Annotated in this window: 23 protein-coding genes; 10 read left to right on the forward strand and 13 right to left on the reverse strand. The window is 69.4% G+C overall.

Going from position 1 to position 19,969, the window contains the following annotated elements; genetic code table 11:
- Positions 1 to 256: 256 nt before the first annotated feature.
- Positions 257 to 2,470, forward strand: coding sequence for a hypothetical protein (locus ACSG06_RS00960; protein WP_440988388.1), 2,214 nt, complete (start codon positions 257 to 259; stop codon positions 2,468 to 2,470).
- An 18-nt stretch (positions 2,471 to 2,488) separates the two neighbouring features.
- Here ACSG06_RS00960 and ACSG06_RS00965 read toward each other — a convergent pair whose 3' ends face one another.
- Together ACSG06_RS00965 and ACSG06_RS00970 are read right to left on the reverse strand one after the other, a co-directional pair.
- On the reverse strand, positions 2,489 to 2,779 hold the full coding sequence (locus ACSG06_RS00965; RefSeq protein ID WP_440988389.1) for a DUF7521 family protein: 291 nt from the start codon (positions 2,777 to 2,779) through the stop codon (positions 2,489 to 2,491).
- Positions 2,780 to 3,139, reverse strand: a complete 360-nt coding sequence (locus tag ACSG06_RS00970; protein WP_440988390.1) for a helix-turn-helix domain-containing protein — start codon at positions 3,137 to 3,139, stop codon at positions 2,780 to 2,782. It lies immediately after the preceding gene.
- A 522-nt stretch (positions 3,140 to 3,661) separates the two neighbouring features.
- Here ACSG06_RS00970 and ACSG06_RS00975 point away from each other — a divergent pair.
- Positions 3,662 to 5,398, forward strand: a complete 1,737-nt coding sequence (locus ACSG06_RS00975; RefSeq protein ID WP_440988391.1) for a carbamoyltransferase family protein — start codon at positions 3,662 to 3,664, stop codon at positions 5,396 to 5,398.
- Positions 5,399 to 5,482: 84 nt separating this feature from the next.
- On the opposite strand, the gene ACSG06_RS00980 is transcribed toward ACSG06_RS00975, so the two are convergent.
- On the reverse strand, positions 5,483 to 5,896 hold the full coding sequence (locus tag ACSG06_RS00980) for an OsmC family protein (protein ID WP_440988392.1): 414 nt from the start codon (positions 5,894 to 5,896) through the stop codon (positions 5,483 to 5,485).
- Between the two features lie 155 nt (positions 5,897 to 6,051).
- A complete protein-coding gene (locus tag ACSG06_RS00985) occupies positions 6,052 to 6,252 on the reverse strand; it encodes a hypothetical protein (RefSeq protein ID WP_440988393.1) in 201 nt (66 codons plus the stop codon).
- Positions 6,253 to 6,476: 224 nt separating this feature from the next.
- On the opposite strand from ACSG06_RS00985, the gene ACSG06_RS00990 reads away from it, so the two are divergent.
- Both ACSG06_RS00990 and ACSG06_RS00995 read left to right on the forward strand, forming a co-directional pair.
- Positions 6,477 to 7,004, forward strand: coding sequence for a hypothetical protein (locus ACSG06_RS00990; protein WP_440988394.1), 528 nt, complete (start codon positions 6,477 to 6,479; stop codon positions 7,002 to 7,004).
- Between the two features lie 70 nt (positions 7,005 to 7,074).
- A complete protein-coding gene (locus tag ACSG06_RS00995) occupies positions 7,075 to 7,689 on the forward strand; it encodes a phosphoribosyltransferase (RefSeq protein ID WP_440988395.1) in 615 nt (204 codons plus the stop codon).
- 78 nt (positions 7,690 to 7,767) lie between these two features.
- Here the strand turns inward: ACSG06_RS00995 and ACSG06_RS01000 are convergent, their stop codons facing one another.
- Positions 7,768 to 8,748: a winged helix-turn-helix domain-containing protein gene (locus ACSG06_RS01000; RefSeq protein WP_440988396.1), complete on the reverse strand. Its 981-nt coding sequence runs from the start codon at positions 8,746 to 8,748 to the stop codon at positions 7,768 to 7,770.
- Between the two features lie 142 nt (positions 8,749 to 8,890).
- Here ACSG06_RS01000 and ACSG06_RS01005 point away from each other — a divergent pair, with 142 nt between their 5' ends.
- Entirely contained in the window at positions 8,891 to 9,529 is a 639-nt protein-coding gene (locus ACSG06_RS01005) for a hypothetical protein (RefSeq protein WP_440988397.1), read from the forward strand.
- A 55-nt stretch (positions 9,530 to 9,584) separates the two neighbouring features.
- Here ACSG06_RS01005 and ACSG06_RS01010 read toward each other — a convergent pair whose 3' ends face one another.
- Positions 9,585 to 9,959, reverse strand: a complete 375-nt coding sequence (locus ACSG06_RS01010) for a rhodanese-like domain-containing protein (protein WP_440988398.1) — start codon at positions 9,957 to 9,959, stop codon at positions 9,585 to 9,587.
- Positions 9,960 to 10,017: 58 nt separating this feature from the next.
- Entirely contained in the window at positions 10,018 to 11,400 is a 1,383-nt protein-coding gene (locus ACSG06_RS01015; protein ID WP_440988399.1) for a hemolysin family protein, read from the reverse strand.
- 248 nt (positions 11,401 to 11,648) lie between these two features.
- Here ACSG06_RS01015 and ACSG06_RS01020 point away from each other — a divergent pair, with 248 nt between their 5' ends.
- Positions 11,649 to 12,701 (forward strand): NAD(P)-dependent alcohol dehydrogenase, encoded by a 1,053-nt coding sequence (locus ACSG06_RS01020; RefSeq protein ID WP_440988400.1) that lies wholly within the window; start codon positions 11,649 to 11,651, stop codon positions 12,699 to 12,701.
- 37 nt (positions 12,702 to 12,738) lie between these two features.
- Here ACSG06_RS01020 and ACSG06_RS01025 read toward each other — a convergent pair whose 3' ends face one another.
- The 6 genes from ACSG06_RS01025 to ACSG06_RS01050 form a co-directional block, all read right to left on the reverse strand.
- A complete protein-coding gene (locus ACSG06_RS01025) occupies positions 12,739 to 13,758 on the reverse strand; it encodes a S66 family peptidase (RefSeq protein WP_440988401.1) in 1,020 nt (339 codons plus the stop codon).
- A gap of 113 nt (positions 13,759 to 13,871) precedes the next feature.
- Positions 13,872 to 14,171: a hypothetical protein gene (locus ACSG06_RS01030; protein ID WP_440988402.1), complete on the reverse strand. Its 300-nt coding sequence runs from the start codon at positions 14,169 to 14,171 to the stop codon at positions 13,872 to 13,874.
- Between the two features lie 49 nt (positions 14,172 to 14,220).
- Positions 14,221 to 14,349 (reverse strand): hypothetical protein, encoded by a 129-nt coding sequence (locus ACSG06_RS01035; protein WP_440988403.1) that lies wholly within the window; start codon positions 14,347 to 14,349, stop codon positions 14,221 to 14,223.
- Complete coding sequence (locus ACSG06_RS01040) at positions 14,346 to 14,891, reverse strand: GNAT family N-acetyltransferase (protein WP_440988404.1); 546 nt, start codon at positions 14,889 to 14,891, stop codon at positions 14,346 to 14,348. Before ACSG06_RS01040 ends, ACSG06_RS01035 begins: the two co-directional genes overlap by 4 nt.
- A 55-nt stretch (positions 14,892 to 14,946) precedes the next feature.
- Positions 14,947 to 15,525, reverse strand: a complete 579-nt coding sequence (locus ACSG06_RS01045; RefSeq protein WP_440988405.1) for a GNAT family N-acetyltransferase — start codon at positions 15,523 to 15,525, stop codon at positions 14,947 to 14,949.
- A gap of 62 nt (positions 15,526 to 15,587) precedes the next feature.
- The gene (locus ACSG06_RS01050; protein WP_440990282.1) at positions 15,588 to 16,133 is read right to left on the reverse strand and encodes a DedA family protein; all 546 of its coding nucleotides are present in this window, start codon (positions 16,131 to 16,133) and stop codon (positions 15,588 to 15,590) included.
- 256 nt (positions 16,134 to 16,389) lie between these two features.
- On the opposite strand from ACSG06_RS01050, the gene ACSG06_RS01055 reads away from it, so the two are divergent.
- From ACSG06_RS01055 to glnK1, 4 genes are all read left to right on the forward strand, one after another.
- A complete protein-coding gene (locus ACSG06_RS01055; protein WP_440988406.1) occupies positions 16,390 to 16,677 on the forward strand; it encodes a hypothetical protein in 288 nt (95 codons plus the stop codon).
- Positions 16,678 to 16,760: 83 nt separating this feature from the next.
- Positions 16,761 to 17,744: a porphobilinogen synthase gene (gene hemB / locus ACSG06_RS01060; RefSeq protein WP_440988407.1), complete on the forward strand. Its 984-nt coding sequence runs from the start codon at positions 16,761 to 16,763 to the stop codon at positions 17,742 to 17,744.
- A 325-nt stretch (positions 17,745 to 18,069) separates the two neighbouring features.
- Positions 18,070 to 19,542 carry an ammonium transporter gene (locus tag ACSG06_RS01065; RefSeq protein WP_440988408.1) on the forward strand — a complete coding sequence of 491 codons (1,473 nt, stop codon included), beginning with the start codon at positions 18,070 to 18,072 and terminating at the stop codon, positions 19,540 to 19,542.
- Positions 19,535 to 19,888 (forward strand): nitrogen regulatory protein GlnK1, encoded by a 354-nt coding sequence (glnK1, locus tag ACSG06_RS01070; protein WP_440988409.1) that lies wholly within the window; start codon positions 19,535 to 19,537, stop codon positions 19,886 to 19,888. Before ACSG06_RS01065 ends, glnK1 begins: the two co-directional genes overlap by 8 nt.
- Positions 19,889 to 19,969 lie beyond the last annotated feature (81 nt).

The raw sequence follows: 19,969 nt of genomic DNA on the forward strand, positions 1-19,969 counted from the left end.
TGTCTGATTCGGCCGCGGCATGTGTATCGCTTCGACGTCGACGCTATTGAGTCTCGGTGAGACCGGCCGTCGTCCCGTTCGAACAGATGCACGTCGGGTCCAGGCGTGTCTCCGCCGTGGTGGGAACACGTGAGGCGACTGCGCTCGACGAGTTCCTTCCCACCGTGCTCGTGTGGCTGTGCTCGCTCCCGGTGTGGGTGAAAAACTGGTCGAACCCTTCGGAATCTTTTCACGGCGGTTCGTGGTACTCGGTGCCATGCCTCGCCATCGGACACTCCTCGCAGTCCTCGGGTGCCTCGTCCTCCTCGCCGGCTGTGGTGGCGGACCGGCTGGCGATACGACGACCGCGCCGACGGACGCAGGGGAGACGGACGTGGCGTCGACGACGGGAACCACAGCTCGCACGACCGCCGCACCGACGACCGTCGGCACGCCCGCGACCCGGACGGCGGTGCCGACGCTCGACAGGTCGACCGAGGTCGCGGACCCGCCCGACCCGCGAGCCGTCGCGACGAACTTCGAGCCGAACCGGTCCCTGGACACAATCTACCGGCGCGTCGAGGGCCTCCGTGGGCTCACGGCGCGTGAACGGGTGAACGTCTCCGTCCACGGCATCGACATCGTCAATCCCGAGACCAACGAGCGGATGGAGGTCGGCGACCCGTTCGACTACCCGGACGACGCCGCTGGCATGGACGAGAGCCAGACGCAGGCGCTCCAGTTGTACTCCGCGGAGCCGGTGCCGCTCAGGGGGTTCGCCGCGGCCGGGATGGCGCGAGCGACCACGGTGAACGTGGCGAACGAGAGCGAGTACGAGCGGATCGCCGACGACTCGTTCGAGATCCTCCTCGTCCACGAGTTCGCACACACGCTGCAGGAACAGCACGGCCTCAACGACCGTACGCGAACGCGGGTCACCGAGACGACCGACGCGGACCTCGCGGGCATGATGCTGAGCGAGGGCGACGCCACCCTCACCGCCTACCAGTACTGGCGGGCGTACGACGCCGGCGGGGAGAACCCGCTCGCGCTCCGGAACACGACGACCGAACGCGGCGCGTGGACGCACGGCTTCTACGACAAGACGCGGTACTACGGGGCCCTGTATCTGCAGGCGGTCCCCGACGACCGGCGGAACGCACACGTCGTTCGGCCGCCGGACACGACCGCCGAGGTGATGCACCCGAACACGACCTGGGACCTCCCGGGGCCGTCGGTCGATGCACCTGCGCCGACGGGCTGGACGGTCCAGAGCGAGAACCGCGTGGGCGAGCTCACAATCCGGTACGCGCTCCGGACGAACGGGCTCTCGTACAGCCGGGCGGCCGCCGCGAGTACGGGCTGGTGGAACGATTCGATGCGGGCGTTCAGTCGCCCGGACGGCATGGCGACGTCGTGGTCGACGCGCTGGGTGAGCGAGGCGGACGCCAGGGAGTTCGCGAACGCGTGGCGTGCAGTGCTCGAGAACCGGGACGCGACACGGGATGATGGCGTCTTCAGGGTCCCCGGTACCGAGTACACCCCGGAACTGTCCTACGTGGTCGTCCGTGATGGCCCGGTCGTCCACGTCGCGACGGCGTCCACGACGGCTGACGCACGCGCCATCGCCGCCGCCACTGGGGCGTGGAACCGGTCGCAGACCGACGCCGCGGTGGCAGGCTCCGCCGAGGCGGCGAGCCGGACGGACGCCGTGGACGACCGGGGGACGGAACACGCCGCGGCCGCCGGCCAGCGCCACCACGGTGCGAGCCCGGTGCGCGGCGACACCGACTGGGACGGCATCCCGGACGCCGTCGAGCGCGCTCCCGTCACCGGCCACCACCCGTGGGTGCTCCTCCCCGAACTCGACCCCACCGAGAAGGACGTGGTCGTCGACGTGGTCTACGCCACGTCCGTCGCGGACGACCAGCGTCTGCACGACGGGGAACTGGCGAGTCTGCGGTCGACGTGGGCGGGGTTCCCCGTGGACAACCCCGGCACCACGTCGGGCGTCGACCTCCACGTCCGGACCCACGAGACGACGGCGCTCGACGGCGAGTTCGGCCCGGACTTCGCCCGCGAGGACGTCGACGCGTTCTACGAGCGGCGCTACGGCCAGCCACCGGGTGACGGGGTGGTCAACCTGGTCGTCGTCTCCGCCTTCGACGCCGGGTCGGCGGGCGTGGTCGCGTTCGGGTCCCGCGGCGGGAACGTCGCCGTGGTTCGGGCGAGTGAGGCACGGCCCATCGTCGTCACGCACGAGCTCATGCACCTCGTGCTCGGTCCGATCCACGGCGAGCGCGACTGCGACCTCGCCGACGACAGCGGCCACACGTGCGGTGGCTACCTCGCCCCCGGCGGCCAGGCCGAGCCGCACCTCACCGAGTTGCTCACACGGGCGCTGAACCGACCCTGGTCGGGCACGAACGCGACGGCCGTCGACGAGCGCACCGCCGTGGCGCACCGACAGTCGCCTGTCGTGTCGGCGTAGCAGTGCGAGGGGGCCGCCCTAGTTCGGGCTCTCCGCGGCCGCTCCGGGGACGAGCAGCGAGCCGACGATGCAGAGCATCCCCAGCCCGACGAACCCGGTCTGGACCACACCGGAGAGCAGCGTGGACAGGTCGAGGATGTCGTAACAGACCCCTTCGAGCACCGACCCGACGCTGAGGAGCGTGAAGCCGCCGGCGACCAGCAGCAGCCGCTGGCTCCGTTCCCGTCTCGCCGCCCGATACCCCTGGAACGCGACGAACAGCCCGAGCACCACGATGGCCACCTTCGCGACGAGCAGTCCGACGAACACTCATCGCCACCTCGGTTGCATCGCGTCCCAGATCGTGCGGAGGCGGTCCGCCGCGTCGTCGCGCCGGTCGACGTCGATCTCCAGGCTCCCGTCGTCGAGACGGACGGAGAGCTGGTCCAGGTTCGACTCGAACGTCTTGTGGTGGTTGCCGTCCGGTCGGAGCTCCAGTCGCTCCCGGAGCAGTCCGCTCGCCAGCAGCTCGTCGACGCGACGGTAGATGGTCGCGAGGGACGCGTCACAGCGCGCCTCGAGCGCCTGTGCGGACATCGCCTGCTGGTCCGTCACCGTGAGGATGGTCTTCGCGACGTCGTCGCTGAGGATGCCGAGTACGTCCCGGTCAGGGTCCTGATTCTCGACCACGTGATACTCCCGCTTGTCCCCGCTGGACCTTATTTAGACGGCTGCTAAGGACCGTCTCCGGGTGTCGGTGCCGCCGGGACCGCGCCCGCGTCGGTGGCTGCCCAGGGTCGCGCCGTCTCGGCCAGCTGCCCCCGCACATCTCGGCGTTTGCACGGGCTGCAAACGCACGCTCCCGTATTACTTCGACCGGACCGTCGTCTCGGAGCGTGGATACCCAGAGAGACGCCGACCGTGTTCGCGGTCGTCACGTCGGTACGGACGCGGGAACGACGGTCGACGCCGGCCAGTCTGCGACGTCGCCTGCGAGCGGCCGAGGAACCGGGCGGTTCGAGCGGTCCGGCGACGACGGCAGACGCGAGGAGGACTGCAGGAGTGACAGCCGACCCGACACCGGGGCGGACGCCGCGGCGAGCGAGCGGCCCACTCCCGTGACCCGGTCGGGAGACGGACGCCAGGATGGCGATGGCACCTCGCCGTCGGTTCTCGCGTCGCACGTCCCCGACACGGAGCACTGATCCGTCGATGGCCACGCACACCCTCTCGTTCAAGCCGAACGTCGACATGTACGGCGGCCACGACCCGAGTGCGGCCCTCTTCGAGGACGGCGAGCTGGCGTTCGCCGTCGAGGAGGAACGCCTCAGCCGGGAGAAGCACGCGGCGGACTCGTTCCCGAGCCGCGCGATACAGGCGTGCCTGGACGCACGGGAGCTGGCACTCGGGGACGTCGACCGGCTCCTCGTCCCCCACGTCCCGGACCTCCGGGAGAACATCGTGACCTCCCACTACCTGCCGGACGCCCTGACGGTCCCGGGTGCGCTGAACAAGCTCGTCGCACTCGAGGACCTGGCGAAGACGCTCGTGAAGGCACGGTACCGCCCCGACGCCGTCATCGAGAACCACCTCCGCGAGCTGGGCGACGAGATACCCCCGATCGAGCACCGGAGCCACCACGCGTGTCACGCCGCGAGCGCGTTCCACCCGTCGGGGTTCGACGAGGCGCTCGTCGTCACGGTCGACGCGAAGGGGGAGTACGACTCGACGGTGGTCTGGCGCGGCGATCGGGACGGCCTCACGCGGCTCCACACGTACGAGCACCCGAACAGCCTCGGGCTGTTCTTCGCCGTCGTGACCGAGTTCCTCGGCTACCGGATGTTCAACGGCGAGGGCAAGGTGATGGGGCTGGCACCCTACGGCGAGGAGAACCCCGACATCGAGCGGCGGCTCCGCGACCTCGTCACCACCGGCGTCGACTACGACGTGACGCCGCTGACGAAGCGATGGGGGACCGGGTACGGGGTGCGGAAGCTCGAGGCGGTCTTCGACCGGGACCGGAACGACGAGCCCGGCGAGTTCGACCAGTGGGAGATGGACCTCGCGTACACCGCACAGAAGCTCCTGGAGGAGACCGTCGTGGACATCGTCGAGGCGTACGCCGAGGCGATCGACGTCCACGACGTCGGGCTGGCCGGCGGCGTCGCGCTGAACTGCAAGCTGAACAAGCGCGTCAGGGAGCACGACGCCGTCGAGGACGTGTTCGTCCAGCCGGTCGCCAACGACGCCGGACTCGCCCTCGGCGCGGGCTGGCTCGAACAGGACCACGGGGACGTCCCCGACCAGACCACGGTCTCGTTCGGCCCGTCGTACGACACCCGGGAGATCCGGTCGCTCCTCGACGAGGCGAAGGTCGACTACCGCGAGCCCGACGACGTCGAACGGCTGGTGGCGGAACGGCTCGCCGACGGCGACCTCGTCGGGTGGTTCCAGGGACGCCAGGAGGTCGGCCCGCGCGCGCTCGGCCACCGCAGCATCCTGGCGGACCCGCGGACGGCCGAGTCGCGGGACCGCGTGAACGAGTTCGTGAAACACCGCGAGGGGTGGCGACCGTTCGCGCCCTCCATCCTCGCGGACGCGGCCGAGGAGTACTTCGTCGACGCGGCCGCCTCGCCGTTCATGATCGACACCTTCGACGTGGAACCGGGCAAGCGCGACGAGGTCGCTGCCGTCCTCCACCCCGCGGACGACACCACGCGGCCACAGACGGTCTCCGTCGAACAGAACCTCCGGTACTACCGGCTCATCGCCGAGTTCGAGTCGCTCACGGGCGTGCCGGCCCTCCTGAACACGTCGTTCAACGACCACGGCGAACCCATCGTGACGACGCCGGCGGAGGCGTTGAAGGACTTCTACGCGATGGGGCTGGACCTGCTCGTCCTCGAGGACGTGGTGGTCGAGAAGACGGACGCGGACGTGGGGCGATAGCGCGGGAGTCCACGTGGCTCGCTGACCGACGGTTCTTCCGGTGCGCAGAGTGCGGTTGGGCGTCGGGTGACGGCCCGGTTCAGTTCACTCCAGCGCGACGGTGAGTCCGGTCTCGTTCTCGACGTTGTCGGTGACCGGACATCGCTCTTTCACGGCCGCGAGCCAGGCCTCGAGGTCGGCGTCGCCTGCGGTCTCGACCGAGAGCGACACCTCGAGCCCCTGGAGGCCGGCACGGTCGTCGACGTCCTCGCCGCGGTAGGTCGCGTAGTTCACGTCCCCCTCGATGGACGCCTCCAGCGACGTGATGTCGATGTCCATGTCGCGGGCGACCATCGTCCCGGTCGAGTTGAGGCAGGCCAGGATGGAGCCGAGGAAGTACTCCACGGGGTTCACGTCCTTGCCGACGGTGAACGCCGCATCGCCGGTGTCCACACTGGTTCGCTTCGGGCTGACACGCGATGCACGGACCTCGTAGTGGGTGAGTTCTGAGTCGCCCATACACTACTGTTCCCGTGTCGGGGAGAAGACGTTTCGGTTCGGACGGTCGCGACCCCCGCGCTTGTAGGGCGAGATGGCCGCCCCGGCGATGGGCGCTCGGGTGCCGGAGCCGCGTGCTCGGAACCGAGCCGGTCGCCTGCCTGTCCGTCGGGTTGTCAGTCGCCGACCCGGCGATAACCGCTGCGTACCAGTCTCCCGGCGCCGAACACGGTCAGGACGGCTGCACCGACGACGACGCCGGGCTGGACGAACCCGAACAGGGGGGCCGGGGTGTAGCGGCCGAGGAGGAGGAGGACCACGAGCAGCAGCCACACGACGTACAGTCCGAGACCGGCCCGATAGATCGTGTCGTGCACACGTCCGGGTCGACGGTTTACCCACTTCGACCTGTCGGTCGGGACCGTCGATGGTGTGGGGCTCGGCCGTCGACCGACGGCGGGGGTGTGGCCGCTGTCGGGATGGGTCTCCATGCGCCGCACCGGTCCGGGACCGTGTGGAGCGGTGGGGGCGCGGTTACTCCGCTAACTCCCCGGTAACAATCACGCGGACTGCGGTACCCTGGCGGGGAGGGAGGTACTCGATGACAGCACGTTCCAGGCGGTCGGCGAGTAGAATCGACCGACGACGGCTCCTCAAACTCACCGGTGCGACGGCACTCGGCGGGGCCGCGTTCTCCGGCGTCGCCAGCGCTCACGGCGTGACAGACGGCCCGGTGTTCTGTGGCTGTAGCCAGGTGTGCGTCTGTGGGTGGGGGAGCGGCGCGGAGGTCGTCGTCGCGACCGAGGACGGCGACGACGGCTTCGACTGTGAGCGGGTCTGGCAGGACTTCGACTTCTGCTACGAGGTCGACGAGGGGAAGATCGTCGCCATCGACGTCGAGGGTGAGGTGTACTGCAATCCGAACGTGGCCTGCGCCGGCGACGCGCTCGAGGACTGCGACATCGACTGCGACGGGGACGGGGAACGGGGTGGCCGCCGTGTGAGCATCCCGGACAGGGCAACGGCCCGGACAACGCCCCGGACAACGGTCACGGCCCCCCGAACGGCGGGTAGCCGCCCAGAGAGGGTCCTCGTCGATGCCCGCCTGCAGGGCCCTGTGCGCGGGTGACCGAGCGCGCCGGGTCCCAGGCGACGGCATCCTATTTATCCGCTGGCGGTCACAGGACTAGCCGAGACCGATGCAGTCACCGATCGACGTCCGGGACCGCGAACTCCACGACGTGGCCCAGTTCGACATCGCCGAGGCGTACCGCTCCGACCTAGAGGGTGTCCTCATTCCACGGCCGGAGCTCGAAGCGCGCGTGGCGGAACTCGGCGCGGCGCTCACCGACGAACACCGCTCGAACCCCGACCTCTACCCGGTCTGTGTCCTCAAGGGTGCGATGCGATTCTTCGTCGACCTGCTTCGCGAGCTGGCGCTCGAGGTGCCCTACAGCGAGGGCATCGTCCACTCCTCGCGCTACCAGTCCGGCCCGGCCACCGACATCCCGGACGTCCAGTTCTTCGACGAGGACCGCCTCGCCGGGAAGGATGTCGTGCTCGTCGAGGACATCCTCCACGAGGGGAACACGCTGGCGACGCTCCGGGACCGTGTCGCCGAGTTCGACCCGAACTCGGTCACCATCGTGACCCTCTTCGAGGTCGGCGTCGAGCGGGACGTCGATATCGACCCCGCGTACTCGGGGTTCGTCCTCCCGGACTCCTTCTTCGTGGGGTACGGACTGGACTACGAGGAGCGGTACCGGGACCTCCGCCACCTCGGGGTCCTCGACCGGGCGATCTGGGACGACTAGACACGCCGGAGCGACGGACAGCCGCGTCGGTCGCCGCGTGCGCACCCGGCGTCCAGCGCACCGGGACCGATGCAGCTCCTACCGGTGCTCGTCCGCTGCTGTCGTCCCAGTCCCGGTACCGACCACCGTCAGCTCCTCGTCGACGGTCAACGCGAGGGTGTCGTCGCCGATCGAGAACGTGAACTCGAGTTCGAGTGGGTCGGTCCCGAGTAGCTCCTCCTCGACCGAGGCGGCTTCGAGCGTCGACAGGGACGCACCGCCGAACGGGTCGAGGCCGTGGCCGAAGAGGAACGAAAGCAGCGCCGGCTCGGTGTGGAGGTACCCGATCGCCGAGCCGCCGAGTTCGAACGGGCAGTTCGTACACGCGGAGTGGACGACGGCGGCGAATCGGCGGTCACACTCGTCGCACCGTCCATCGGCCGGTTCGTGCGTCTCACAGATGTCGACCGACTCCTCGACCGGGGCCGAACAACGTGGACAGACACCCCGGTGGAGCGCCTGTGTCTGGGCGACGGTCCAGATGACTGCTGCCTCGGTCATCTCGGCGGGCGTCCGACCGTGGACGCCTGCTGGCGGGAGGTGCACGTAGCCGATGCGCTCCGTGTTCTCCGGCCGGTCCGGCTCGTCCGCGTCGCCCGTCCCGCCGTACTGCCCGGCACACTCCGTGCAGTATATCCCGACCTGCTCCTCTCGGTACTCGACCTCGACCGACGGCGCACCGCAGTGTTGACACGCGCTGTCGATGGCGGTTCGGTCGAGGGAGGGCGCTTCGGTGACGGCCCCCGAGAGCACTGCCTCGACGACGCGGTTCCCGGCCTGCCGGAGACGGTAGCCGTTCTCGGTCTTGTCGACGAAGTGCCCGACGAGCTTCTTGAGGTGGTAGTTGAAGTTCGGGGCGTCGTCGTACGCGACCCGGTCGAACAGCTCCGAGAAGGCGAGTGGGTCGTCCGCTTCTCCGAGCACCTGGAGGATCGTGAGGCGGGTCTCGTCGCCCAGCACCGAGAACGCCGCCTCTGGCGTCAACGTCGACTGCTCGTCGGGGGCCTCGTCGGTCGTCATACCCCTTCTTGTCGGTACAACAGATAGTCTCTCGGGTCACCCAGCTTTCGGCGGGGGTCGCGTTCCCAGAACATATCAATGCATTTGTAGTATCGTCGTACCAATTAGAGCTTTTGTCACCCCCGCCGCTTGTTCGACCGTCATGTCACGCACTGGTGCGATTCCGTGGGGGTCGCTCGAACGGCGTCGTGGGGGGGCCTTCGTCGCTGCCGCAGGACTGTTCGCCGTGTTCGCGGCGCTCTGGGGGGTGGCCGCGGTCACGGACATCGGCCCACGGCCGGCGGTGGACGTGTTCGGTCCCGCCGGCTGGCTGCTGGCGTTCGTGGGGCTGCTGGGGCTGTATCCGGGGCTCGTCGAACGGGTGCCATGGAACAGTCGTGCCGGAGCCGTCTTCGCGGGCGTCGGCGTGGTCGGTGCCACCGTCACCGCCGTCGCGAACCTCGGCCAGCTCGCGGGCATGACCGGGGAGCCGCCGGCATGGTTCGCTGCGCTCAATCTCCTGTTGCTCGTCGGTATCGTCCCCGGATTCCTGACGTTCGCCGTCGCCGTCCTCCGGACCGACGTCCGGGCACGGACACTCGGGCTGCTCCTGCTGGTGCCGGCGCTCCTGTTCGTCGTGAACATCGTGCGCGTCTCGACGCTCGGACCCAGGGCCCCGACTGGTGCGCCGTTCGTCCTCGGTGGGGGACAGGCCCTTGCGCTCCTGGCGATCGGACTGCGCCTCCGGACCGGAGCGACGGCGACCGACCCGGCGCAGTCGCCGGCCGACGCGACACACTGACGGTCGGCATTGGGGGTGACCGCCGACCGTCGCGGGGGTGTTCGCGAACGGTGACCTACCGGAGCCGCCAGTACAGCGACCGGAGTCGGTAGCCCAGCGAGCCGTTCTGGTAGCCGCGCCAGCCGCTCATCCCGCCGCGCAGCGTCGCTGCCTCGTATCCCTCGTCCTCGAGGACGCTCGTCGCCTGTTTCGCGACGATGCCCATCTTGCAGACGACGACCACGTCGCTGCCGGTCGGCACGTCGTCCAGCCGGTCGCGCAGCGCCGACTCGTCGCCCTGGCGCAGCTCGTCGTAGACGGGGACGTTGTGGCTCCCCTCGATGGCGCCGGACTCGAACGCCGGTTCGGGGCGGATGTCGAGCAGGAACGGCGCGTCTCCGGACGGCGAGTCGAGGCGGTCGTCGAGCTCCGTCGGACGGATACGGCTCATCAGGTCGATATTGTCCGGTCGACACAAAACAGTGCTGTTCGCGGGCGTCGGGACGGACCTACTCCGTCGTCGCGTTCGCGTCGTCGTCGTCCGCGTTGTCGTCGTCCGCATCGTCCTCGGTAGTACCGTCCTCGTCCGCCGGCCGGATCCGGAGCGTCGAGATGCGTGCGCCGTCGACGCCCGTCACCTCGACGACGTAGCCGTCGGCCGGGACGCTGTCGCCGACCTCCGGAATCCGGTCGAGGCGCTCCAGCACGAAGCCGCCGAGCGTCTCGAAGCCGTCGCTCGAGAGGTCGGTGCCGAGCTCCTCGTTGACGTCCGAGAGCGTGACCGAGCCGTCGGCGTCGTAGGTGCCGTCGTCCTGCTGGCGGATGGAGTGCTCGCGGATCTCGGCGTCGAACTCGTCGCGGAGGTCGCCGACGATCGCCTCGACGACGTCCTCGACGGTCGCGATGCCCTCGAGCACGCCCCACTCGTCGATGACGGCGGCCATCTGGCGGTGCTCCTCGCGGAACTGCAGCAGCAGGTCGCTGACGGTGGTCGTCTCGGGGACGACGACGACGTCGCGGGCGAGGTCGCCGGCGGTCGCGGCCTCGACGTCGGACTCGGTGGCCCGGAGCACGTCCTTCACGTCGACGTAGCCGACCACCTGGTCGGGGTCGTCGGCGTCGAGGACGGGGTAGCGGGTGTGTTCCGCGTCGAGGACGGTCGCGCGGAGCTCGGACAGCGACAGGTCCGACGGGATGCTCACCACGTCGGGTCGGGGGACCATCACCTCGCGGACCGTGGTGTCGTCGAGGTCGAACACGCGTTCGATCATGTCGACCTCGGCCATCTCGACGTGGCCCTCCTCGCCCGAGCGCGCCAGGACGCGGCGGATCTCGCGCTCCTCGAGCGTCTCGTCTGTCTCGGAGACGGGCGGGATGCCGAGCAGCCGCGTGAAGGCGTTGGCGGCGCCGTTGAACACGACGATGCCGGGTTTGAAGATGTAGTACGAGACCGCCATCGGCGGCGCGAGCAGCAGCGAGATGCGCTCGGCGTCGGCGATGGCGATGGTCTTCGGGGCGAGTTCGCCGAAGACGACGTGGAGGAACGTGATGATGCTGAACCCGATAGCGAACGCCACGAGGTGGATGAGGTCGCCGGAGAGGAACGGCTCGAGCACCGGCTCGATGAGCGCGGCGACGGCGGGCTCGCCGATCCAGCCGAGACCCAGCGAGGCGAGCGTGATGCCGAGCTGTGTCGCTGCGAGGTAGTCGTCGAGGTGGGTCATCACGTCCTGCAGCGCCGCGGAGCCGGCCCGTCCCTCCTCGGCGAGCTGCTCGACCGAGGTGGAGCGCACCCGGACGAACGCGAACTCGGAGGCGACGAAGAAGCCGTTCAGGGCGACGAGGAACAGCGCGGCGAGGACCCGTGCCGTGGAGAAGACGAGGTCTACCATCGCTCCCCCCGACGGTGTCCGTTCGAGCGTCGTGTGTCCATGCCTGGTCCTCGCAGGTCCGGGTATTAAAACGGCGGCACTGACGGTCGTGGCGTGAGGGCCCGCTGCCGTGCCGTGGCGGCGGTCCCACGTGGCCCGGCGTGCGACCGGTCGGGGCCTCGACACACCTTCCCGCCGATATATGGTAATGATACGTCACCGAAACGACGTTCTTACTAACTGGGTCGCGCCGCTCTATGACGTGACCTATGCAAGCGTACGTGATGCGGCAGATCGGGGAGACCGGAACCGTCGAGAAGGACCGCCCGGCGGCCGGACCGAACGACGCCGTCGTGCGACCGACGCTCGGGCTCGTCTGCACCTCTGACGTGCACACGGTCCACGGTGCCATCGGCGAACGGGAGGACATCACGCTGGGACACGAGGCCGTGGGCATCGTCGAGGAGGTCGGCTCGGAGGTCGAGCTGTTCGAGCCCGGCGACCGGGTCGCGGTCGGGGCCATCACCCCCGACTGGGGCTCGCTGGCCGCACAGGACGGCCACCCCTCGCAGTCCGAGCAGGCGCTCGGGGGCTGGAAGTTCGCGAACGTGAAAGACGGCGTGTTCGCGGAGTACTTCCACGTCAACGACGCCGACGCGAACATGGCGCACGTCCCCGAGTCGGTCAGCGACGAGGCAGCGGCGTACGTCACCGACATGATGAGCACCGGCTTCAACGCGGCCGAGCGGGCGGACATCCCGATGGGTGGCACCGTCGCGGTGTTCGCGCAGGGGCCCGTCGGGCTGATGGCGACGAAGGGGGCGGCGCTCCAGGGTGCCGGCCGCGTCATCGCCGTCGAGAGCGTCCCGAAGCGTCAGGAGCTCGCGAAGGAGTACGGGGCGGACGAGATCGTCGACTACAGCGAGGTCGACACTGTCGAGGCCATCATGGAGCTCACGGACGGCGAGGGCGTCGACGCGGCCATCGAGGCGCTGGGCGCGAACGCGACGTTCCGGGACTGCGTCGAGGTGACGAAGCCCGGCGGGGTCGTCTCGAACGTCGGCTACCACGGCGAGGGCGAGACCGTCGACATCCCGCGGGAGGCGTGGGGCGTCGGGATGGCGGAGAAGGACATCGTCACCTCGCTCTGTCCGGGCGGCCGACTCCGTCTCCAGCGGTTGCTGCGGCTGCTCGAACAGGAGAAGGTCGACCCGACCCACATGACCACGCACGAGTTCCACTTCGACGAGATCGACGAGGGGTTCCACCTGATGGAGAGCAAGGAAGAGGGGATCATCAAGCCCGTCATCAGGTTCGAGTGAGCGGGCGCCAGCGGTCCGCCAGCCGGCGGTCCGGCGTTCAGCGCGTCCGCCCGAACGTGACGGACTCCGCCGCGGGGTCCAGTTCGACGTGGCCGCCGATGGGGACCGGGAGCTGCGGGTCGGTGTGGCCGAAGTCGAGGTCGAACAGGATGGGTACGTCGGGCTGGTACGTGCGACAGGTCTCCAGGATTGCCTCGCGCTGGGCCTGCCGGTACGCCGTGCGCTCCTCGTCGCTCCGCGATGCCCTGTGTCTGGTCTTCGGGCGACCGACGACGACGCCGGCAGCCCGGTCGAGGAACCCCCGCTCGCCCAGACACCGGAGCACGGACTGGACGGTGTAGGGCTCCGGCAGCAGCTCGGAGGTCTCCAGTGCGAGGACGAACTCGTCGTCGGGCTCTGGAACGAACCGATCAACCGCGAGGAAGTGCTCCAGCACGACCACGCAGCCGCCCCAGAGCGGGCCTGAGACGGCCTTTTCGGTCGGGAAATCCCACGTCCAGCCGGGGTTCGACTCCCACTCTCTCGGCGCGTCGCCGTCGAAGTCGAAGTGGTCGTCCGTCCACTCGTCGGCGGGCTCGACCGCCCCGAGCGCGTCGTCGAACAGCGCGCGACGGAGGTACCGCTCGGTGTACGCGGGGAGTTCCAGGTCGAGCGCGAGGCCGGGGACGAACTGGCAGCCGTAGTACGAGACGACGCCCGCCGCCGAAAGCGCGAGGTGGAGGATGGTGTTGTCGCTGATGCCGCAGAAGCGGGTCGGATTCGCCCGCAGGCGGTCGAGTTCGAGGTGCCGAAGCAGCCGCAGCTGGTCCTCGCCGCCGGTCACGGCGAAGACGGCGGTCGCGTCGGACGCGAACGCCTCGTGGACCTCTGCTGCGCGTTCGGCTGGCGACAGCTGCTCGTCGGCGTGGACGCTCGGGTAGCAGGTCGGAACGACGTCGAACGTCTCCCGGAGGCGCTCGGTTCCGCGGTCGACGACCGAGGCGGGTAGCTGTCGCGATGGGGCCAGCACCGCGACCTCGTCGCCGGGCTCGACCGCGGGAGGGATGACGCCGTTCATTCGGGTGGAGAGAGGGCGGGGCATCGTATCAAACTAGCTCGGGCTCGACACCGAGTGTCATGGCTGGTGGGACGGTGCAGAAACGAATCGGTGCAGCAGTGTCGCTGGTCGACTCAGGCGGTCAGCTCGACGTCGTCCTCGCCCTCGAGCTCGATCTCGTGCTCGTCGTCCATCTCGCTGCGGCGGCCACGCACGCGGCGCGCGACGGTGGCGACAGCTGCGACGGCACCGACGACGGCACCGAGGATGGCGGCGCGGCGGACGCGGCTCCCCATGGAGCGTCGCTCGCTCGACTCGTCGGACTCCATCTCCATCGACTCGCGGGGCATCGCGTCGTCGCCCTCGATGGGCATCCCGCCGCCGACGTGGGCGTCTTCGACACGCAGCTCTACGAGGGTGAGTTTCTCGAACATTATACCTATACGAACGCTGATATCCGTCTTAACCGTTGCGTGAGGCGTGCTACGCCGTCTCCGAGTCGAGTTCTCGGGCGTAGCTGATGCCGTCGATATCGTCCTCGTCGGTCGTCACTCCCGAGGAGATCGTCCCCGAGAGCCAGCGGTCGATTTCGTCGTCCGAGAGCTTCGTCACCGCCCCTCCCACTCGTCCTCGAGCAGCCCGTAGTACCGCGTGCCGACGTACTCGCCGTCGTAGTACTGGTTCTCGCGGAGGGTGCCCTCCTGGGTGAAGCCGAGCTTCTCCCAGACGTTCGCGGAGGCGTCGTTGGGCTCGATGACGCGGGCCTGGAGGCGGTGGAGGTTGCGCTCCGCGAAGGCGTAGTCGACGAGCAGTTCGCTCGCCTCGGTGGCGTAGCCGTTGCCCCAGTGCTCGGGTGCGATGCTGATGGCGATCTCGCCCCAGCGGGTGCGGTCCTGTATCCTGAACAGTGCGATGTCGCCGACGGGTTCGGGCCCGTCGTCGCCGTCGACGCAGATGAGGAGGTTCACGCCGTCGTCGTCGGAGACGACCTCCTCGAAGAACTCGCGGGTCTGCTCGCTGTTGGCGGGGTCGGCGCTGGTCAGGGGGCGGCGCACCCGGGGGTCGTTGATGTTCCGGTTGAGCAGGTCGAGGTCCTCCTCCTCGATGGTTCGGAGGGTGACGCACTCGCCGGACAGGAAGGCGGCTCCTGGCATGGGCACAGGTCGATGGCCCCAGAGGAAAGCCGTTACGGCGGTGTGTGACGGGTTCTCAGGCACCGCCGCCGTCGAGCCACTCCTCGGCGAGCAGGCCGTAGTTGTGCACGTCGACGTGCTCGCCGCGGACGAACTTCGCGTCGCGGGAGACGCCCTCCTCGCGGAAGCCGAGCGACTCGAGCAGGCCGCGGGAGGCCTCGTTGGTCGAGAGCGCTCGGGCCTCCATGCGGTGGAGGCGACGGCTCTCGAACGCGTAGTCGAGGACCAGCGAGACGGCCTCCTTCGAGTAACCCTCGCCGTGGGCCGCCGGGGAGAGCCAGTAGGCGACCTCGCCGTTGCCGGCGCGCTCGTTCACGTGGAAGAACATCACGAAGCCGATGGGCTCGACGCCGTCCTCGGTGACGAAGCGCTCGTCGTAGCCGACGTCGTCGCCCTCGACGCAGACGAGGAACTGCGCGCCGTCGCCGTCGTTCCCGATGTGCTCGCGCTGCTCGTCGAGGTTCGTCGGGCCGACGAGCGTCATCGGGTCGCGGATCCGCGGGTCGTTCGAGTGCGTGGCGAGGAACTCGGCGTCCTCGTCCTCGGCGGTTCGGAGGGTGACTCGTTCGCCAGTCTCGAAGATGGGACCGGGCATACGAGGACGGTCAATCGAACGACACTAAGCCGTTGCGGGAGCCTGTGTCCCTATCGCACACGTCAGAGGAAGCCGAACAGGTTCAGCTCGACCGCCAGTATCGCCGCGGCCGCGAGCCAGGACTCGAACAGGAGCGTCCCGAGCGCCGACAGCGCGGCGAACTCGCGGACCCGCATCTCGCTCACGCCGGCGGGCACCGTCAGCATCCCCCGGGTGAACAGCAGCGCGTTGCTCACCGGGACCGCGGGGCGGCCGTAGCGGTGGAACCAGCCGTCGAAGCGGTCGAGGCGGTCCTCGCTCACGCGGAACCAGGGCTTCGCGAGCAGCCACTCGCGCCCGCCGCGCTGGGCGAGCAGGAAGAGGAGCGTCTGGCCCACCGTCGCCCCCGCGACAGCGATGGCGAGGATGAGTACGACCATCGCCACGTTGTCGCCACCGCCCGCGAGCACGCCGATGCTCACCGGGACGAGCGCCTCGCTCGGCGCGAAGTAGAGCAGCATCGCCCCTTCGAGCACGAAGATGCAAAAGAGCGCGGCCAGCCCGTACCGGTCGATGAGCGACCGCGCCAGCGCCTCGTCGCCCCAGACGAACAGCGCGATGCCCGCGATGCCCGCGAGGAAGAACGCGCCCGCGACGACGAGCAGGCCGTAGTCCGCCGCGAAGACGCGGAGGCGGCTGCGTGTGTCGGTCGCTCCGGTGGTGTCCGAGTGGCCGGTGTCGGCATCCCCGTAGCCACCGTCCGCGCGCTCGTCTGACATTCGTTCTCGACTGTTCGGTGGGCGGGTAAATCGTTTCCGCACCACGACGACCGCGCCACCGCTGGCGTGGGATTCATCCCGCGGGCGGTGGTAGCGTCGGGGGACGATGGAGCCGAGACAGTGCCACGTCGTCGGCCTCGTGCTGTGTCTGGTCGGCGGGCTCGTGACCGTCGCGAGCCTCGCCCTCGCCGGCGCGTTCGGAATCGCGGTCCTCGCGCTCGCGGCGACGGGCAGCTTCGCGCTCGCGCTCTCGAACGTCTCCGACCGGGAGCCGTTCGACATCGAGCCGACGCTGTCCTACCGTGTGGCGACCTGGGGTGGGGCCGTCCTCTCGCTCGCGCTCGGACTCCTCATGCTCGGGGTCGGGATCTACTCGTTCGTCACGTTCGGGTGACCGTGGGCCGTCCGGTCGTGTGGCACTGCGACCGACGCCCGGCGGACGGTGCGGTTTTTACCCTCGCCGACGGAGGCCCCGGTATGGACCTCACGAACCGACCGCGGCGGCTGCGGGGCGACGGCGTGCGCGGGCTGGTCAGCGAGACGAGCCTGTCGCCGTCGGACCTCATCGCGCCGGTGTTCGTCGACGCGACGACCGACGAGCGGGTGCCCATCGAGTCGATGCCGGGCCACGAGCGCGTGCCGGTCGACCAGGCGGTCGCCCGCGTCGAGGCGGTGCGCGAGACGGGCGTCGAGGCGGTGATGCTCTTCGGCATCCCGACCGAGAAGGACGCCGAGGGCTCGCGTGCCTGGGCGGGCGACGGCGTCGTCCAGGAGGCGACCCGGCGCATCACGGCCGAGACGGACGCCTACGTCGTCACGGACGTCTGCATGTGCGAGTACACCGACCACGGCCACTGCGGGCTGCTGGATGAGGGTGCACGCGAGGGCGACGGCCTGACCGTGGACAACGACGCGACGCTGCCCGCGCTGGAGCGCATCGCCGTCTCGCACGCCCGCGCGGGAGCGGACATGGTCGCGCCGTCGGGCATGATGGACGGGATGGTCGGGGCCATCCGCGAGGCGCTCGACGAGGACGGCCACAGCGAGGTGCCCGTCATGAGCTACGCCGCGAAGTACGAGTCGGCGTTCTACGGGCCGTTCCGCGACGCCGCGGACGGTGCGCCGTCGTTCGGCGACCGCAGGCACTACCAGATGGACCCCGCGAACCGCCGCGAGGCGAGACGCGAGGTCCAGCTGGACGTCGAGCAGGGCGCTGACGTCCTGATGGTCAAGCCCGCGCTGCCGTACCTCGACGTCGTCGCCGACGTGCGCCGGGAGTTCGACCACCCCGTCGCCGCGTACAACGTCTCCGGCGAGTACGCGATGCTGCACGCCGCGGCGGAGAAGGGCTGGCTCGACCTCGAATCGGTCGCCCACGAGTCGCTGCTCTCGATCAAACGTGCCGGCGCGGACCTCATCCTCACCTACTTCGCCGAGGACGTGGCGCGGTCGCTCCCGTAGGAGCCGACGCCCGTCTCGGCCGCCCTGTGGCCCGCCAGCGGTCGCTCCGGTGACAGCTCGGGCGATGCACGACCGTCCGGTTCTGGCCCACGAACGCCCACGAAACCCCGCGATAAACAACCTTGTATGGATTATATTTGCTATTAAGATGGACGAACGCACATTAGGGCGAGATATTATGGACGAACGTCAACGCCAACCATTATATTGTTCTCTCCCATGAGCTGTGACCGTACTACATGAGCACGAGTATGGCAGTATTGGTGGAAAACGTGGACGAACGTGCAGAAAGTGGCAACATTTGCGTGGGGTCGGGGGTGGCGGGATGCTAGAGCTCCTCCCCCTGCAGGCGGAGGCACAGGCCATCGCGGACAGCATCAACTACGTGTGGGTGCTGGTGGTCTGCTTCCTCATCTTCTTCATGCAGCCGGGCTTCGCGCTGCTGGAGGCCGGACAGGTGCGGGCGAAGAACGTCGGCAACGTGCTGACGAAGAACATGACCGACTGGGCGCTCGGCGTCCTGACGTACTTCATCGTCGGGGCCGGGCTCGCGAGCATCGTCGGGATGCTCACCTCGGGCTCGAGCCTCGACGTCATGGCCGCGTTCTCGTACATCGGCGCGCCGGGTGCGACCGGCTGGATCAACTGGGTGTTCGGGGCCGTCTTCGCGATGACGGCGGCGACCATCGTCTCCGGCGCGGTCGCAGAGCGCATGGACTTCCGTGCGTACGTCGTCTTCGTCGTCGTGCTGACGGCGCTCATCTACCCGACCGTCCAGGGGCTCACCTGGGCCGGCGGCCTGCTCTCCGGGCCGAACCCGCAGGGCACCGGCGGCTTCGTCGGTGAGGCCCTCGGCGTGGGCTACCTCGACTTTGCGGGCGCGACCGTCGTCCACATGGTCGGCGGCCTCGCCGGCCTCGTCGCGGCGAAGATGGTCGGCCCGCGCAAGGGCCGCTTCGACGAGAACGGCGAGAGCCAGCCCATCCCGGGGCACTCGATGCTGCTCGCGGTCCTGGGCACGCTCATCCTCGCGTTCGGCTGGTACGGCTTCAACGTCGGCACGCAGGCGACCGTGCTCTCCGTGGGCCCCGACGGCTCGCTCACCTTCATGGGTGCGGCGCTCGGTCGCGTCGTCCTCGTGACGACGCTCGGCATGGGCGCTGGCGCGGTCGCCGCCATGCTGGTCTCGACGTTCTGGCAGGGCAAGCCCGACCCGCTCTGGATGGCCAACGGCCTGCTCGCCGGCCTCGTGGCGGTCACGGGCGCGGTCCCGCACGTCACCTGGTGGGGCGGCCTGCTCATCGGCGCCATCGGCGGCGCGCTGGTGCTGCCCGCCTACCGCTGGACCGTCGACACGCTGAAGATCGACGACGTCTGCGGCGTCTTCGCGGTGCACGGCGCGGCCGGCGCGGTCGGCACCATCCTCATCCCGGTGTTCGCCGCATCCAGCTCCGGCACCGCCATCCTGGGCGACAGCTGGGCGTTCCTCGGCGTCGACCAGCTCGTCATGCAGGTCGTCGGCGTCGCGGTCATCGGCCTCTGGACCGTCCTCGCGACCGGCGTCACCGGTCTGGTGGTCGACGCGACCATCGGCCTCCGCGTCTCCGAGGCGGAGGAGGAGGCCGGCCTCGACGCGGGCGAGCACGGCATCTCGACGTACCCCGAGTTCGTCGGCGACAGCAGCCCGGAGTCCTCGCGGCCGACCGTGAGCGCCGACGGCGGCACCGTCCAGACCGACGGGGGCGTCGACGAGACGACTTCGAACGACCCCGCAGCGGGAGGTGAGACCGATGAGTGAGAGCGGCATCGAGATGGTCGTCGCCATCATCCGGCCCGACCGCCTCACCGATGTCAAGCGCGCGCTGGCGAAGGTCGGCGCGCCCTCGCTGACGGTGACCGACGTCTCGGGCCGGGGGTCACAGCCCGCCAAGAAGAGCCAGTGGCGCGGCGAGGAGTACGTCGTCGACCTCCACCAGAAGGTGAAGGTGGAGTGCGTCGTCGCCGACATCCCCGCCGAGGACGTCGTCGAAGCCATCGCGGAGGCCGCGCACACCGGCGAGAAGGGCGACGGCAAGATCTTCGTCCTGCCCGTCGAGTCCGCGTACCAGGTCCGGACGGGGAAGACCGGCATCGACGCCGTCTGAACGCGGTTCCGAGGGTCGTTTTTCTGTTGGTCGTTGGGGTGGCACAGCCGTGGCTTCGAACCGGACGGAGGTTCCTCCCGC

This window comes from Haloarchaeobius baliensis, assembly GCF_052060055.1.
GTDB classification, from domain to species: Archaea; Halobacteriota; Halobacteria; order Halobacteriales; family Natrialbaceae; genus Haloarchaeobius; species Haloarchaeobius baliensis.

Bases quoted from the DNA above. Each gene is read 5' to 3' on its own strand.
- ACSG06_RS00980 (WP_440988392.1), bottom strand. From the start codon at position 5,896: ATGGGCGACTCAGAACTCACCCACTACGAGGTCCGTGCATCGCGTGTC.
- ACSG06_RS01065 (WP_440988408.1), top strand. From the start codon at position 18,070: ATGCTAGAGCTCCTCCCCCTGCAGGCGGAGGCACAGGCCATCGCGGAC.
- ACSG06_RS01030 (WP_440988402.1), bottom strand. From the start codon at position 14,171: ATGTTCGAGAAACTCACCCTCGTAGAGCTGCGTGTCGAAGACGCCCAC.
- ACSG06_RS01055 (WP_440988406.1), top strand. From the start codon at position 16,390: ATGGAGCCGAGACAGTGCCACGTCGTCGGCCTCGTGCTGTGTCTGGTC.
- ACSG06_RS01000 (WP_440988396.1), bottom strand. From the start codon at position 8,748: ATGACGACCGACGAGGCCCCCGACGAGCAGTCGACGTTGACGCCAGAG.
- ACSG06_RS00995 (WP_440988395.1), top strand. From the start codon at position 7,075: ATGCAGTCACCGATCGACGTCCGGGACCGCGAACTCCACGACGTGGCC.
- ACSG06_RS01045 (WP_440988405.1), bottom strand. From the start codon at position 15,525: ATGCCCGGTCCCATCTTCGAGACTGGCGAACGAGTCACCCTCCGAACC.
- ACSG06_RS01010 (WP_440988398.1), bottom strand. From the start codon at position 9,959: ATGAGCCGTATCCGTCCGACGGAGCTCGACGACCGCCTCGACTCGCCG.
- ACSG06_RS00975 (WP_440988391.1), top strand. From the start codon at position 3,662: ATGGCCACGCACACCCTCTCGTTCAAGCCGAACGTCGACATGTACGGC.
- ACSG06_RS01040 (WP_440988404.1), bottom strand. From the start codon at position 14,891: ATGCCAGGAGCCGCCTTCCTGTCCGGCGAGTGCGTCACCCTCCGAACC.
- ACSG06_RS01020 (WP_440988400.1), top strand. From the start codon at position 11,649: ATGCAAGCGTACGTGATGCGGCAGATCGGGGAGACCGGAACCGTCGAG.
- ACSG06_RS00960 (WP_440988388.1), top strand. From the start codon at position 257: ATGCCTCGCCATCGGACACTCCTCGCAGTCCTCGGGTGCCTCGTCCTC.
- ACSG06_RS01005 (WP_440988397.1), top strand. From the start codon at position 8,891: ATGTCACGCACTGGTGCGATTCCGTGGGGGTCGCTCGAACGGCGTCGT.
- ACSG06_RS00990 (WP_440988394.1), top strand. From the start codon at position 6,477: ATGACAGCACGTTCCAGGCGGTCGGCGAGTAGAATCGACCGACGACGG.
- glnK1 (WP_440988409.1), top strand. From the start codon at position 19,535: ATGAGTGAGAGCGGCATCGAGATGGTCGTCGCCATCATCCGGCCCGAC.
- ACSG06_RS01025 (WP_440988401.1), bottom strand. From the start codon at position 13,758: ATGAACGGCGTCATCCCTCCCGCGGTCGAGCCCGGCGACGAGGTCGCG.
- ACSG06_RS01015 (WP_440988399.1), bottom strand. From the start codon at position 11,400: ATGGTAGACCTCGTCTTCTCCACGGCACGGGTCCTCGCCGCGCTGTTC.
- hemB (WP_440988407.1), top strand. From the start codon at position 16,761: ATGGACCTCACGAACCGACCGCGGCGGCTGCGGGGCGACGGCGTGCGC.